This is a genomic window from Micromonospora sp. NPDC047557 (assembly GCF_043205095.1).
GTDB lineage: Bacteria > Actinomycetota > Actinomycetes > Mycobacteriales > Micromonosporaceae > Micromonospora.
On record NZ_JBIDDK010000010.1, the window covers coordinates 91,260 to 105,813 of the forward strand.

The window sequence follows — 14,554 nt, forward strand, 5'->3', positions numbered from 1 at the left end:
GGGAGCGGGCGGCGAGCTGCCGCCCGCTCCCCAGTGGATAGGCCGCGGGCTCTTGACTCCCGGGAAACATCAGGCCACCATCTGACAACGTTGTCACCGACGTCCCCACCATTTGACAACGTTGCCATCTCTGGAGGCGCAATGTCCGAGCCATCGCCCGTTTCGCGGCGTACCTTCCTCTCCGCCGGAGCGACGCTGCTGGCGTCGGTCGGGGTGAGCGCCGTCCTGCCGGACGCGGCCGCCAGCGCCGCCGCGCCGCCGGCCAGCGGCCCGTCGTCCACCGATCTCGCCAGGTACCGCCCGGTATCGGTCTCGTCGACCGACTACGCGCCGACGCCCGCGGCGTTCGCCGTGGACGGTCTGCCCCAGGTCGGCGTACGGGGCAGCGGATGGCGCGCCGCGAACGGCGATCCGCAGTGGATCTCGGTGGACCTTCAGACGCAGTGCCGCGTCGAGGCCGTCACCCTGGTCTTCGAGGCGACCCTCGCCGACGGACCGTTCGACGGCAACTACACCGACACCGACGGTGACGAGATCCTCTCCAGCGCCGCGAAGGCGTACCGCATCGACGTCTCCACCGACGGCCACGACTGGCGGTCGGTGTACGAGACCACCGACGGTCAGGGCGGTGTGCAGGCCATCAAGCTCCCGCAGCCGGTCACCGCGCGCTGGGTCCGGATGACGGTCACCGGGCGGTCGAACAGCAACCCGGTCGGCCTGAACGGCTTCCAGGTCTACGGTGTCGCCCTGTCCCCCCGCCCCAAGGCCGCGGGCTGGACGAGCTGGGAGGGAGGCAACACCGGCCGGACCCCCGAGCTCACGGTGGCCCCGGACGGCACCGTCGCGCTGGAATCCGGCTGGTCGCTGACGATGGACGACTTCGCGGGCACCACCGACGGCGCCGAGCTGTCCCGCGCCGGGGTCGACGTCAGCTCCTGGCTGCCGGCGAGCGTGCCCGGCACCGTACTGGGCACCCTGGTCGAGCAGGGACACCTGCCCGACCCGGTCGCCGGCTTCAACAACCTGCGTATCCCGGAGGCGCTGTCGCGGCACACCTGGTGGTACCGGCGGGCGCTGCGGCTGCCGCGCGGCCTGGACACCTCCGCCGGCCGCCGGATCTGGCTGGAGTTCGACGGCATCAACCACGAGGCCACCGTCTGGGTCAACGGCGTGCAGGTCGGCAGCGTCAAGCACCCGTTCGCGCGGGCCGCCTTCGACATCACCGACGCTCTCGCGGGCCACCGCGACCACGTGCTGGCCGTGCGGGTCACCCCGATGCCCCACGCCGGCACCCCCGGCGACAAGGGCCCCGACGGCCGCACCTTCCTCCAGTCGGCCCACCACTACCTCGACGCGCCGACCTACCTGGCGGTGTCCGGTTGGGACTGGATGCCCGCCGTCCGCGACCGGGTCACCGGCCTGTGGGACCACGTGCGGCTGCGCAGCACCGGCGCCGTGGTCGTCGGCGACCCGCACGTCGAGACCACGCTGCCGAAACTGCCGGACACTGGCACGGCCGAGGTCACCATTCGGGTGCCCGTGCGCAACGCCACGGCCACCGCGACCACCGTCACCGTGCGCGCGGAGTTCGACAAGGTACGCGTCGAGTCCACCGTGACCATTCCCGCCCACGGGTCCGCGACGGTCTCCTTCACCCCGGAGCGTTTCGGGGCCCTGCGCCTCACCAGCCCCCGCCTCTGGTGGCCGAACGGCTACGGCGAGCCCCACCTGTACGACCTGACGCTCACCGCCACGGTCAAGCGCGCGGTCAGCGACAGGCGTGAGCTGCGCTTCGGTATCCGCCAGTTCGGCTACGACTGGCATCAGCCGATCGTGATCTCCCCGCCCGGCCGGCCCCCGCTGGACTTCGTCGACGGCGCCGCCACGCAGACCGTCACCTTCGATCGGCAGCACGCCCGACACGTGCGCATCCAGGCCGGCCAGCGCGCCACCGGCTGGGGCATCTCGATGTACGCGCTGTCGGTGGCCGACGGCGCCGGCCCGGACCTCGCCCTGGGACGCGACGCGACCGCGTCGTCGTCGGAGAACGACACCAACGTGCCCGCCAGGGCCGTGGACGGTGACCCCGCGACCCGCTGGGCCTCGCGGGCCGAGGACGACCAGTGGATCCAGGTCGACCTCGGCGCGGCCGCCGACTTCGACCGGGTCACCATCGTCTGGGAGCAGGCGTACGCCCTCGACTACCGCGTCCAGGTCTCGGCAGACGGCGGCACGTGGACCGACGTGCAGGCCGTCAGCAACGACACCCCGCTGGGCAGCCGCGCCACCCAGGTCGAGACATTCGACAGCCGGACGGCCCGGCACCTGCGCATCCAGACCGGCGCGCGGGTGACGTCGTGGGGCGTGTCCATGTGGGCGCTCTCGGTACAGCGGCAGGCCGAGCCGGGCGTCGACCTGGCCCTGCACGGGACGGCCACCGCGTCGTCGTCCGACGGCGACTCCAACGGCCCGGAGCGGGCCGTCGACGGCAACCCGCGTACCCGGTGGTCGTCGGCATTCGAGGACAACCAGTGGATCGCTGTCGACCTCGGTGCTCCGGTCGCCTTCGACCAGGTGACGATCGTCTGGGAGCAGGCGTACGCCCGCGACTTCGTCATCCAGGTGTCCGACGACGGGCAGCGGTGGACCGACGTCAAGGCGGTCAGCAACAAGATCACCGAGCTGAAGATCAGCGTCAACGGCGTGCCGGTGTTCGCCCGGGGCGGCAACTGGGGCTGGGACGAGCTGCTGCGCCGGGTGCTGCCCGACCGGCTGGCCGACACCGTCGAGATGCACCGCGACATGAACTTCACGATGATCCGTAACTGGCTGGGCAGCAGCAACCGCGAGGAGCTGTACCGGGCCTGCGACGAGCAGGGCATCCTGGTGTGGAACGACTTCTGGCAGGCCGGAGGCTTCCTGCCCAACCCGCCCGGCTACGTCGACATCGCCGCCGACACGATCCGGCGTTTCCGCCACCACCCGAGCATCGTCATCTGGTGCGGCGCCAACGAGGGAGACCCGCCGCCGATCGTCGACGCCGGCCTCAAGCAGGCCGTCGCCACCGAACACCCGGAGATCCTCTACATCCCCAACTCCGCCAGCGGCATCGTGAGCGGCCGCGGGCCGTACGGCTGGGTCGACCCGACCACCTACACCGACGCGACGATCTACGAGGCCGACTCGTTCGGCTTCCACACCGAGATCGGCATGCCGGTGGTGTCGGTCGCCGAGAGCATGCGCAATCTGGTCGGCGACGCGCCGGAGTGGCCGATCGGCGAGGTGTGGAACTACCACGACTGGTCGACCATCGGTAACCAGCGCGTCGGCACGTACCAGGCGGCGATCGACGCGCGGCTCGGTGCGTCCGACTCGCTCGACGAGTTCGCCGCCCGGGCGCAGTTCGTCAACTACGAGAGCCACCGCGCCATGTTCGAGGCGTGGAACGCCAACCTGTGGCAGGACGCGACCGGCCTGCTGCTGTGGATGTCGCACCCGGCGTGGCACAGCACGGTCTGGCAGACCTACGACTACGACCTCGATGTCAACGGCGCCTACTACGGCGCCCGCAAGGGGTGCGAGCCGGTGCACGTCCAGGCCGACCCGGGCACCTGGCAGGCACGGGTGGTCAACCACACGACGACGGCCCTCACCGGCGTGACGGTCACCGCCCGCCGGTACGACCTGTTCGGCCGGTCGCTGGGTGCCGCCCAACGCCAGCGGGCGGACGTGGCACGCTCGTCGACGACGCCCGTGTTCGCCGTCGCCGCGCCGGCTGGCGGTGGGCTGCACCTGGTCCGGTTGGAGTTGCGCGACGGCCGTGACCGGCTGCTCGCGGAGAACACCTACTGGCGCTACGACAAGCCCGAGCAGATGCGGGCGCTCAACGACCTGGCGAGCCCTCGACTGTCGACGTCGACGAACACCGTACGCGTCGTGGACGGCCGGAACACCGTCACCACGACGGTCCGCAACCAGGGCCGTACGGTCGCCGCGATGATCCGGCTCGCCGTACGCGACCAGAGGGGCGAGCGGATCCTCCCGGCCCGCTACGACGACAACTACTTCTGGCTGTTGCCGGGGGAGACGCGTCAGGTGGGGATCTCCTGGCCGGCCCGGTCGGGCCTGGCCCGCCAGGCCACCGTGACCGCCCAGGCGTACAACACGCTCTAGCATTGCGCGCTGGGAGGCGGCCGCCAAGGGCCGCCTCCCAGCGCCATCGGGCCCGAGTGAGGTGTTGTCATGACGTTCACCACCAGACCAACCCTGCAGGGAACCTTCGGCATGGTGTCGTCGACGCACTGGCTCGCCAGCCAGTCCGCGATGGGGGTCCTGGAACGCGGCGGCAACGCCTTCGACGCCGCGGTGACGGCCGGGTTCGTCCTGCACGTCGTCGAACCCCACCTCAACGGCCCGGGGGGCGAGGTGCCGGCCATCGTGGCGACCGCCCAGGATCCACGCCCGAAGGTGCTGTGCGGGCAGGGCCCGGCGCCGGCCGCCGCGACCATCGCCCACTTCCGGTCCCTCGGCATGGACCTCATCCCAGGGGCCGGCCCGCTCGCGGCCGCCGTGCCCGGCGCGGTGGACGCGTGGCTCCTGCTGCTGCGCGAGCACGGCACGTTCTCGATCGCCGACGTGCTGGAGCCGGCGATCGGCTACGCCGCCGCCGGTCACCCCCTGCTGGGCAGGGTCGGTGCGACCGTCGCGGCCGTGCGGTCGCTGTTCGAGGAGCACTGGCCGACGTCCGCCCAGCTCTGGCTGCGCGACGGCCGGCCACCGGCGGCGGGGGAGAAGTTCGCCAACCCGGCGTACGCGCGCACTCTGCGCCGACTCGTCGAGGCCGGGCAGGCGGCCGGCACCGACCGGGAGGCGCAGATCGAGGCCGCGCGCCGAGCCTGGGGTACGGGCTTCGTGGCCGAGGCGATCGACGAGTTCAGCCGGCAGCCGTTCCGTGACTCCAGCGGACGCGCGCACGCCGGGCTGGTCACCGGCGACGACCTGGCCGCGTACTCGGCGACCTGGGAGGCCCCGACCACCCTCGACTGGCAGGGCTACTCGGTGGCGAAGACCGGCTTCTGGGGCCAGGGCCCAGTGCTGCTCCAGGCGCTGGCCGTCCTCAACGCGCTCGACGACGACGGCGCGTACGAGACGGCCACCGCCGCCGGCATCCACGCCCAGGTCGAGGCCCTCAAGCTCGCCTTCGCCGACCGCGAGGCGTGGTACGGCGACAGCGCCGACGTGCCCGCCACGGCGCTGCTCTCCCCGGCGTACGCGCGGGAGCGGGCGGCCCTGATCGGTGACCGCGCGTCGACCGAGCTGCGACCGGGGAGTCCCGACGGGGCGCAGCCGCGCCTGCCGGCCCACGTCCGACCCGGCGCCGGCCGCCGCGTCGACGCGTCGGACCCGACCACGGGGGAGCCGACGGTGCGGTCCGACGGGGTGACCCGGGGCGACACCTGCCACGTGGACGTCGTCGACCGCTGGGGCAACATGATCTCCGCGACGCCGAGTGGTGGCTGGTTGCAGAGTTCGCCCACGATCCCGGAACTCGGCTTTCCGCTGGGCAGCCGGCTGCAGATGTTCTGGTTGGAGGAGGGGCTGCCCTCGTCGCTCGCCCCGGGCCGCCGACCGCGCACCACGTTGAGCCCGACGATGGTGTACCGCGACGGGGAACCGGTCCTGGCGTGCGGCACGCCCGGCGGTGACCAGCAGGACCAGTGGCAGGTGCCCTTCCTGCTGCGCCACCTCGTCGGCGGTCAGCACCTGCAGGAGGCCATCGACGCGCCCGCGTGGCACACCGTCAGCCTGCCGGCGTCGTTCTATCCCCGCGACTCGGAGCCCGGCGTCCTGCTTGTGGAGGACCGGTTCGACGCCGACGTGGTGCGGGCCCTGCGGGCGTACGGGCACGAGGTGCGGCTCGCCGACGCGTGGAGTCTGGGCCGGCTCTGCGCCGTGACCCGGGACCCGGGCACGGGCGTGCTCGCCGCCGGCGCGAACCCGAGGGGCATGCAGGGCTACGCCTGCGGTCGCTGACGCTCAGGCGCCGCGCGCGAACAGGGCCAGGCGTACGCGGTTGGGGCTGTCGGTCTTGGTCATGAGGCTCGTGATGTGGGTCTTGACGGTGGTGACGCCGATGTGGAGCCGTTCGGCGATCTCGCTGTTGGACAGGCCCTCGGCGACCAGGGTCAGCACGTCCTGCTCGCGGGCGGTCAGCCCCGGCACGGATCGGGGCGGCTCGACGCGGGCGCGCACCGCTCGTTGGACGAGGCGGTGCAGCACCTCCGGGGTGAACGGGCTGTCGCCCGCGGCGGCGCGGCGGATGCCGTCCAGCAGCTCGGTCGGGGGCGCGTCCTTGAGCAGGAAGCCGCATGCCCCAGCGCTCAGCGCGGGGTAGAGGTGGTCGTCGTCGCCGAAAGTGGTCAGCACCAGCACCCGGGTGGCGGGACGCTCGGCGAGGATCCGCGACGTCGCGGTGATTCCGTCGACGCCGGGCATGCGCAGGTCCATGACGACGACGTCGGGGATGAGTCGCGCGGCGAGGACGACCGCCTCGCGGCCGTTGTCCGCCTCGCCGACGACCTCGATGTCGGGTTGTGCGTCGCACAGCATGCGCAGGCCCGCGCGGATGAGGTGCTGGTCGTCGACCAGCAGGACGCGGATCACGCCGGCTCCGGGGCGGCTGATGCGGCCGGTACCTCACGGGCCCGCGGCGCCGGCCCGGCGGCGGTCTCGGGGAGCGTGTTCGGCAGGACGGTCCGCACGCGCCAGCCCGTGCCGGTCGGTCCCGCCTCCAGCCGGCCGCCGAGGACCTCGACGCGTTCGGACATGCCGGTGATGCCGTGGCCGCCGCCGGCCGGCACCGTCGGCGCGCTGTCGCCGTCGACGCCACCCCCGTCGTCGGTGACCTCCCAGTGCACGGCCCCGCCGTGCAGAGCGACCACCAGGTGCGCCCGCGCGGCCGGCCCGGCGTGGCGTGCCACGTTGGTCAGCGCCTCCTGGGTCAACCGCAGCACCGCCAGGCCACGCACCGCGTCGAGGGAGCCGATCGCCGCGTCGATGTCGGCCTCCACGGTGATGCCGCCCTGGCGGGCCCGGTCGACGGCGGCGCCGAGCGCCGAGGGGAGCGCCGAGGGCTCGATCGCGGTCAGCGCCGCGTCACCGCGTACCCCGTCGGGGTTGCGCAGCACCGCGACCAGCCGGCGCAGCTCCGACAGCGCCGCGGTGCCCGTGCCGTGCACGTCGTCGAACACCTCGTCCACCCGCGGGTCCAGGTCGGTCAGCACGTGCCGGGCCACACCGACCCGCAGCACCATCGACGCCACGTGGTGGGCGACGACGTCGTGCAGTTCGCGGGCGATGGCGCTGCGCTCGTCGGCGCGCGCCGCGCGGCTCTCCGACTCGCGGCGCCGCTGCTCCGCCAGGGCCCGCTCCACGGCCTGCCGACCCAGCTCCCGGTTGGTGCGGATGACCAGGCCGAGCAGCACCGGGACACCGACCTCCAGGGCCAGTCCGACGACGCCGGAGGCGACCCGGCGCGGCGGGTCGCCGATCGAGTCGGTCAGGTCGACCACGGCCAGCAGCCCGGCGGCCAGCCAGATGGTGCGGGCGCGAGCCGAGAGCATGGTGACCTCGAGCAGCGCCCAGCTCGCCCCCACCTGGTTGATGGTGAGGTCGTCGATGAGGCAGACCGCGACCGCCAGCAACGCCGTCTGGAGCACCAGGTTGACCACCGGCCGGCGATACGTCACGAGCGCGCCGGCGAACGCGGCCACCGCGAGGATCCATTGTGTCACCGTTGGCGCGGGGCCGGAGTGGGGCACGAAGAGCAGGTAGCCCAACCCGCTGAGGTCGAGCAGCATCATCCGCACGCGCGCGTCCCGCGTGTCGAACAGTCGTCCCAGCCCTCCCACGGTCGCCAGCCTAGGTGCTCACGGTCGGTGGCAGCGACCGCCGCCACCGGGTGTGGACGCCCAGGTAGGCGGCCAGGCCGAGTGGTCCGAGCAGGATGGTCAGCACCAGCACCGGAGCCATGACCAGCGCCGGCACCCCCCGTTCCCGGCTGTCCAGCCACGCCCAGCGGCCCACGAACAGGTCGAACGCGATCAGGTGCGCCCAGCCCGCCGCCGCGCCGTCGGGCGTGCCGAGCAGTTCGCGTACCCCGGCCAGGGTCGGCGACGCGACGGCGGGCAGCACCTCGCCGAACGCCGGGATCACCAGCAGCGCGTAGATCACCACGACGGGCAGCACGATCAGCGGTGAGCTGATGATCCGGGCGGTCCAGGACCAGCGCGGCAACAGGATCATCAGCGCCCAGAACGGAGCGGCCACCGCGAACGTCAGGGAGAACAGGGTCGCGGTCATGCCGCGAGCGCCAGTTCCAGGCGGCGTCGGCGGGCCAGGACCAGGCCGCTGGCGGTCGCCGTCGCGACCACCAGGGCCGCGACGACGGCCAGGGTGAGGGCGTCCGGGCGCAGCAGCGGCTGCCCGCGCAGGGCCTGCCAGGTCAACAGCATCGTGAGTACGCCGTACGCGCTGCCCGCGACGACCAGCAGCCGGACGCGGGTGCGCGCGTCGAGCCGGGTCGCGAAACGGGTCAGCAGGATCGCCAGGATCGGCAGGGCCTGCAGGGCGTGCAGCCCCACGAAGTGCCCGATCCGCAGGTCGCCGCCGGTGGTGCTCCAACCGACCACGGGCAGCCCCGGCCCACCGTCGGCCACGCCGACGCTGTGCGCCCCGGAGATGCCCTCGATGCCCGGGTCCTGCATCGGCAGCGCCATCGGCACCGCCGCGAGCATGCCGAGCAGGGACAGGCCGAGCCCCCACCCGACGGCGGTCGCGGCGACCCGATCGGGGATCCGCCGGATCAGCACCACGACCCCGATGACGAGGTGCGCGAAGAACAGCACCATGATCGCCGCGCCCATCGCCGCGAACAGCGCGGTGTTCAGGGCTGTGGTGTCGTTGAAGTGGCTGGCCTGCCCGCGGATCACCTGGCCGACGATCCACGCGTTCTCCAGGACCGCCACGGTGACGATGACGACTACCGCTCGTTCGGCGATCCGGCTGCGCCGGGGCAGCAGGGAGAGCATCCACGCGAGGGTAGCGCCGTACAGCACGAAGGACACCGCGAACTTGAACGGCTTGAGCCAGATCGGCGCCCCGGTGAGGACGCGCGGGTCGACGAGGATGCCGACCGTGGCGACGACGGCGAGCACCGCCATCGCGCCGACGAGAAGCATGAGGGGGCGGTTCCAGTGTGTCGCCCGACGCAGAACGGTAGTCATGTCTGTAGATGCTCGTGGCCGTTCCCGTCGGTCGCGTCCGACCGGGGGCCCCGGTTGCGGCCCGGGGTCGGAGCGCATCTCCTCCCTGGGTAGGAGGCGCGATCCGGGCGGCCCACCGCCGGTGCTGGCACAATGGCCGACCTGTCGACCGGACCGGGAGTGACCATGACGACCAACGAGGACCGCGTCCAGCCGAACGAGACAACAGTGCCGCTGCTGCCCTGCCCGGCGCCGGAGGAGACCCTGGCCTTCTGGCGTGCCCTGGGCTTCGAGGTGACCTACGAGCAGATGAGGCCGTACGTGTATCTGGTCGTTCAGTGGAGCGGGTTCGCCCTGCACTACGGGCCCGCGCCGAAGGACCTCGACCCGGCGAAGGAACAGACCGGCGGCTGCCTGGTGATGGTCGACGCGGTCGCGCCGTACCACGCCGCGTTCGCCGACGCGATGCGCCGCGCCCACGGCAAGGTGCTGGTCAAGGGCGTGCCCCGATTGACGCGCTACCGTGCCGGCGCGTCACGCTTCAGCGTCGTCGACCCGTCGGGCAACACCATCGTCTTCATCCAACGCGACGAGCCGCAGGATCTGGAGTACGGCGGGTCGAAGGAGCTTGAGGGCCTGGCCCGGGTGCTCGACAACGCGCGGATCCTGCGCGAGTTCAAGATGGACGACCGGGCCGCCTACCGGGCGCTCGACTCGGGGATGCGCCGTCGCGCCGAGGACGCTCCGACTGTCGAGCAGGCCACCGCGCTGGCCGGCCTGATCGAGCTGTCGATCGCGCTGGGAAAGACCGATCGGGTGCCCGAGTGGGGTGCCCAGCTCCGCGCGCTGACCTTGACCGAGCCGGAGCGTACGCAGGTGCGGGCCTACATCGCCGACCCGGTCGTCCTCGAACCCTGGTGGTCCGATCCGCGCTGACCGCACGGGGCTGGGGTCGGGCCGGACACGGCCCGACCCCGGTCGGCGGGCTCAGCGGGCTGCGGGGCGGCGACGGAAGAGCGCCGTCACGCCGGCGAGCATGACGAGCAGCAGGCCGGTGAACCAGTTCATTGCCGTGATCGTGCTGACGGCTCGCGTGGCGATCCCGAAGCCGACGGCCGGCAGGCTCATCCCCAGGTAGGCGATGAGGAACAGCCCGGCCAGGGCCTCGCCGCGCCGGGCGGGCGTGGCCATCGCCGCGACCATGCCGACGGCGGCCTTGAACAGCACGCCGGCCCCGACACCGGCGACGACACCACCGACCACGAACGCGGTCAGGCTGGCGGTGTGCATACCCGCCAGCACGACGGGCACGCCGACCGCCTGTGCCAGCAGCCCGAGCCGCACCTTCGCCGGGGCGGGAAGCCGGTTGGTGACGGTCTGCGCCACGGCGGCGCCGCCGAACACGGCGAACACGACAGCGCCGGCCAGCCCTCGCGACGGCAGGTGCAGGGCGCCCGCGACGAAGCCCGGGGCGACGGAGGTGAACAGGGCGAACACGGCGAACGACGCGAAGCCGGCGCCGGCAGCAGCCACGTACCCGGCCCGGTCGCCGTGGTCGGCGCTGATCCGTTGCGGCCGGTACGTGGGCTTGACCAGCCGCACCTCGACGGTCTCCGGGGTCGCCGCGACCGCCACGATGCTGGCGGTCAGCAGCACGGCGAACACCAGATACGGAGTGCGCAGCGGCGCGTGGACGTACTGGGCGAGGACGCCCGCGACCAACGCGCCCACGCCGAGGCCACCGATGTTGGCGGCGGTGGAGACCACCTCGAAGCGCTGGCGCGACGCGCCGGGCCGGTGCGCCGCGTGCAGTTCCTGCAGGTAGGCGGTGGCGGTCGCGGTGATCATGCCGATGCCCAGTCCGCTCACCAGGCGGGCGACCAGCAGCACCGGCAGGGACGCGTCGCCCAGGAACAGCGCGGCGGCGACCAGCTCCAACACCAGCGCCGGAATGAGGATCTTCTTGCGGCCAACCCAGTCCGAGACGTGCCCGGCGAGCAGCAGGCTGATCACCACGCCCACCGCGTACGCCGCGAACACGATCGTGACCATGAACGTGGAGAAGTCGTCCCGGGCCATGTACAGCGGGTACAGCGGGGTCGGCACGGTGCCGAATGCCATCGCGGTCAGGAACGCCAGAGCGATCGCCCAGAAGCCCCGGCCATGGCGGCGAGAGGGTCCTTCGGTGCGGGTGGACGTGGCGGCGGGCCGGCGGGATGACAGGGTCGTCGACGACATGACCCCACTGTCGCCCCACCCGATCATCGCCTGCAACGAAAGTTGACGCTAGCAACGATCAGTATGGGTGATACTTGACGACGTGGAACTCCGCCAACTCGAGTACTTCGTCGCCGTGGCCGAGGAGCAGAACTTCACCCGTGCCGCCGCCCGCCTGCACGTCGTCCAGTCCGCCGTCTCGGCGGCGGTCAAGACCCTGGAACGCGAACTGGGTGCGCCGCTGCTGGACCGCAACTCCAAACGCGTACTCCTCACCGACGCCGGCACCGCGCTGCTGCCCCGCGCCCGCATCGCCCTCGACGCGGCCCGCGACGCCCGCGACGCGGTCGCCGAGGTGCACGGCGGCCTCCGTGGCACCCTGCGCATCGGCACGATGACCTCGATCAGACTCCTGCACCTGCCGGCCCTGCTCGGCGAGTTCCACCGCCGGCACCCCGGGGTGCTGCTGCACACCAGCGTCGCTCCGTCCGGCTCCCAGGGGCTCATCGACGCGCTCGCGGAGCGCCGGCTCGACCTCGCGTTCGTCTCGCTGCCCGGCGCGCCGCCGGCCGAGGTCCGCTTCACGGAGTTGGCCCGCTCGGTGATCGATCTCGTCGTGCCGGACGATCATCCGCTGGCCGCCCGCGAGGCGGTGACGCTCGGGGAAATCGCCGGGCTGAACTTCATCGACTCGCCGGTCGGGTACGGCAACCGCGCCGTCACCGACCGGGCCTTCGCCGCGGCCGGCCTGTCCCGGCGCGTCACGATCGAGATCCCCGACATCGCCACCGGCGCCGACCACGTCCGGCACGGCCTCGGCATCGCGCTGCTGCCCCGCTTCGCCGTCGCCGATGCCGAGGGCGTGCGCACGCTGACGGTCACCGACGCCGACCTCGACTGGACGGCGTCGCTCGCCACACCGGTGGACCGACCGGTGGGCGCGGCCGCCCGCGCCCTCATCGCCCTGACCGGCGAGTTCCTACCCTGATCCGCGCGCTGCGGGGCAGGCGCAGCCCCGCAGCGCGCGGATCAGAAGGGCCACCGGTCGTCGGACCCGGCCTCGATCAGCGGGATCATCGCGAACGCGGCGTCGGACAGGCCGCCGAAGGTGTGCCGGTTCGTGCTGGTCGGCGTGTGCCCGATCCGGTAGCCGGCCAGGTTCCAGGTGTAGACGGGCACCTCCGCCGGCACCGCCGCGACGACATTCGTCGACCCGTGCCACTGGGCCTGCTCGTCGGTGAGGATGATCAGCCGGTCGTGTCGGTCGTAGTGCTCGCGGACCGCCTTCTCGGTGTCGGTTCCCGTGCCGAGGAAGTAGCCGCCCTCGCTGAACCGCCGCACCGCCGCGAGGACCGACTCGCCCGCCACCTCGGGAAACACCCGGGTGTCGTGGGAGAACGACACCACCGTGGCCGACTGCGCGCGGGCGGCCAGCGCGAGACCGAACACCGCGGCGGCGTCCCAGCAGAGCAGCGTGCCGTCCTTGCTGAACGGGCTCCGCATCGAGCCGGACGTGTCGATGAGGATCAGCGTCCGCCCGTCCAGGGCGGGCACGTTCGCCAGGGCGTGCTGCAACGCCTTCTCCAGCGGGTACGCCCAGCGCAGGCTCGGCGCCGCGTTGTACGCCGACAGGAAGCGCATCGGCAGCACCCGCGAACTCCCCACCTGAGCGGGGTCGGAGAGCGTGGCCGCCACGGTCTCCGCGACGGTGTCGCTGACCCCGGCCCGGTCGAAGTTGCGCAGATTACGCAGCAGCGCCAGGTAGCCCATCGTCGGGATGACCGACTCCCATGCCGCCGCGTCCATCGCGCTCTGTCGCCAGCCGGCCAGCGCCTCCCACGTCATACCGGCAGCGCCCAGCGTCGCCGGATCGGTGATTTCCCTGCGCTGCTCGACAGGCATCGCCATGAGCGCGTCCCGCGCCCTGAGCATCCGCAGGGACGGGGGTACGGGATTGTCCCGCCGGTGCCGCCGATCCAGCGCGTGCCGGAACAGGTCGCCCTGTCGCTCATCCCTGGCGCTGGGGTGGGTCAGCTCGATGACGTCACCGAAGCGCACCTGGCTGGCGATGGAGTCGTACTTGAGCAGACTCCGCTCGGTGTAGAGCCGGACCGCCGCGTCGGCGATGCCCCGCTTCACCGGCTTGGGCAGTGCCCGGCCATGACGAGCCAGCCAGTACGCGAGCGCCTCGCCCGGCTCGTCCGCACGCTGCAAGGCCGCATCCACGACCGCGCGCGAGCCCGGAATTCCCGCCGCTACCTGGGCGCGGGCACCCTCAAGGGCCGCCACCACGGACGCTGAGCGCATCATCGCTCCGGTGCGGAGCCACGGTACGAAGCGCGCGAACCAGTCGGGATCAGCGACAGCGACGGTGGCGACCAGCTTCCGGAAGCGGCCGTCGCGGTCGGTGGCGCGCTCGTAGAAGCTGGCCTCGCCCACCATGTTCGAGACACCGAGCAGGAACAGTTCCAGGCGCGGCTCACGGACGAAACCGGGTGCGCCCTCGCCGGTCACTGGCCGATGCCGGCTCGTGCGCAGCTTGACGTTGAACTTGGCCATGACGTCCCCCACGTCAGTCGGCCGAGAAGGCGCCACCACAGCGCACACCCGAGATCAGAGTCGGCCACGGACTAGTCCGCCGTTCTGTCCGTTGAACCACCGACCCGAAGGTCGGGGGGGATTCGAACCCCCATCTGCGGAGCCGGGAAGTAACCGTTGCCTGCGCACCGGGTGTGCGTGTGGTCGCGCTTCCCGAGATCGAGGTTGGCGACGGATGTCCTTCACCGGGGCCGAAACCCCTCCAGATGTAGCCGTCGCCTACGCACCGGGAAGTGCGGTCACGACCGTAGCGGCAGCGGTGCGGGACGGGCAACGGGTTTTGTGATCTTGTGATCGAATGCGGTGTGGTCGCACCGCACGCCCGAGATCAGAAGTGGACACGGTGTTTGCGGGTTCGAACCGCAGGCCCTTGCCGGGCCTTCACCAGGAAGTAACCGTATCCGTCGCACCGGGCGTGCGGCGAGAGCACCTCCCGAGATCGAAGCGGCGACGGCGACCGGCCCTCGCGGGCCAAG

The 14,554-nt window shown here is 72.3% G+C and carries 10 protein-coding genes; 4 read left to right on the plus strand and 6 right to left on the minus strand.

Features of this window, described 5'->3' with window-relative positions; genetic code table 11:
- The first annotated feature begins 141 nt into the window (after positions 1-141).
- Together ACGGAQ_RS22435 and ACGGAQ_RS22440 are read left to right on the plus strand one after the other, a co-directional pair.
- Positions 142-4,173, plus strand: a complete 4,032-nt coding sequence (locus ACGGAQ_RS22435; protein WP_393052162.1) for a discoidin domain-containing protein — start codon at positions 142-144, stop codon at positions 4,171-4,173.
- A 69-nt stretch (positions 4,174-4,242) separates the two neighbouring features.
- The gene (locus tag ACGGAQ_RS22440; RefSeq protein ID WP_393052164.1) at positions 4,243-6,033 is read left to right on the plus strand and encodes a gamma-glutamyltransferase family protein; all 1,791 of its coding nucleotides are present in this window, start codon (positions 4,243-4,245) and stop codon (positions 6,031-6,033) included.
- A 3-nt stretch (positions 6,034-6,036) separates the two neighbouring features.
- Here the strand turns inward: ACGGAQ_RS22440 and ACGGAQ_RS22445 are convergent, their stop codons facing one another.
- The 4 genes from ACGGAQ_RS22445 to ACGGAQ_RS22460 are packed head-to-tail and all read right to left on the minus strand — an operon-like array spanning position 6,037 to position 9,284.
- Positions 6,037-6,663: a response regulator gene (locus ACGGAQ_RS22445; RefSeq protein ID WP_393052166.1), complete on the minus strand. Its 627-nt coding sequence runs from the start codon at positions 6,661-6,663 to the stop codon at positions 6,037-6,039.
- Positions 6,660-7,910: a sensor histidine kinase gene (locus ACGGAQ_RS22450; RefSeq protein WP_393052168.1), complete on the minus strand. Its 1,251-nt coding sequence runs from the start codon at positions 7,908-7,910 to the stop codon at positions 6,660-6,662. The genes ACGGAQ_RS22445 and ACGGAQ_RS22450 overlap by 4 nt, the downstream gene beginning before the upstream one ends.
- Before the next feature lie 10 nt (positions 7,911-7,920).
- The gene (locus ACGGAQ_RS22455) at positions 7,921-8,361 is read right to left on the minus strand and encodes an ABA4-like family protein (RefSeq protein WP_393052170.1); all 441 of its coding nucleotides are present in this window, start codon (positions 8,359-8,361) and stop codon (positions 7,921-7,923) included.
- Positions 8,358-9,284 carry a hypothetical protein gene (locus tag ACGGAQ_RS22460; RefSeq protein WP_393052172.1) on the minus strand — a complete coding sequence of 309 codons (927 nt, stop codon included), beginning with the start codon at positions 9,282-9,284 and terminating at the stop codon, positions 8,358-8,360. The genes ACGGAQ_RS22455 and ACGGAQ_RS22460 overlap by 4 nt, the downstream gene beginning before the upstream one ends.
- A 165-nt stretch (positions 9,285-9,449) precedes the next feature.
- Between ACGGAQ_RS22460 and ACGGAQ_RS22465 the strand changes: the two genes are divergently transcribed.
- Positions 9,450-10,199 (plus strand): glyoxalase, encoded by a 750-nt coding sequence (locus tag ACGGAQ_RS22465; RefSeq protein ID WP_393052173.1) that lies wholly within the window; start codon positions 9,450-9,452, stop codon positions 10,197-10,199.
- 51 nt (positions 10,200-10,250) lie between these two features.
- Here the strand turns inward: ACGGAQ_RS22465 and ACGGAQ_RS22470 are convergent, their stop codons facing one another.
- On the minus strand, positions 10,251-11,528 hold the full coding sequence (locus ACGGAQ_RS22470) for an MFS transporter (protein ID WP_393052401.1): 1,278 nt from the start codon (positions 11,526-11,528) through the stop codon (positions 10,251-10,253).
- 40 nt (positions 11,529-11,568) lie between these two features.
- On the opposite strand from ACGGAQ_RS22470, the gene ACGGAQ_RS22475 reads away from it, so the two are divergent.
- Positions 11,569-12,468 (plus strand): LysR family transcriptional regulator, encoded by a 900-nt coding sequence (locus ACGGAQ_RS22475; protein ID WP_393052175.1) that lies wholly within the window; start codon positions 11,569-11,571, stop codon positions 12,466-12,468.
- A 41-nt stretch (positions 12,469-12,509) separates the two neighbouring features.
- On the opposite strand, the gene ACGGAQ_RS22480 is transcribed toward ACGGAQ_RS22475, so the two are convergent.
- Positions 12,510-14,039, minus strand: a complete 1,530-nt coding sequence (locus tag ACGGAQ_RS22480; RefSeq protein ID WP_393052177.1) for a TROVE domain-containing protein — start codon at positions 14,037-14,039, stop codon at positions 12,510-12,512.
- Between the last annotated feature and the right edge of the window lie 515 nt (positions 14,040-14,554).

Excerpts from the sequence above, each read along its gene's own strand:
- ACGGAQ_RS22440 (WP_393052164.1), top strand. The coding sequence starts at position 4,243 with ATGACGTTCACCACCAGACCAACCCTGCAGGGAACCTTCGGCATGGTG.
- ACGGAQ_RS22470 (WP_393052401.1), bottom strand. The coding sequence starts at position 11,528 with ATGATCGGGTGGGGCGACAGTGGGGTCATGTCGTCGACGACCCTGTCA.
- ACGGAQ_RS22465 (WP_393052173.1), top strand. The coding sequence starts at position 9,450 with ATGACGACCAACGAGGACCGCGTCCAGCCGAACGAGACAACAGTGCCG.
- ACGGAQ_RS22455 (WP_393052170.1), bottom strand. The coding sequence starts at position 8,361 with ATGACCGCGACCCTGTTCTCCCTGACGTTCGCGGTGGCCGCTCCGTTC.
- ACGGAQ_RS22435 (WP_393052162.1), top strand. The coding sequence starts at position 142 with ATGTCCGAGCCATCGCCCGTTTCGCGGCGTACCTTCCTCTCCGCCGGA.
- ACGGAQ_RS22460 (WP_393052172.1), bottom strand. The coding sequence starts at position 9,284 with ATGACTACCGTTCTGCGTCGGGCGACACACTGGAACCGCCCCCTCATG.
- ACGGAQ_RS22480 (WP_393052177.1), bottom strand. The coding sequence starts at position 14,039 with ATGGCCAAGTTCAACGTCAAGCTGCGCACGAGCCGGCATCGGCCAGTG.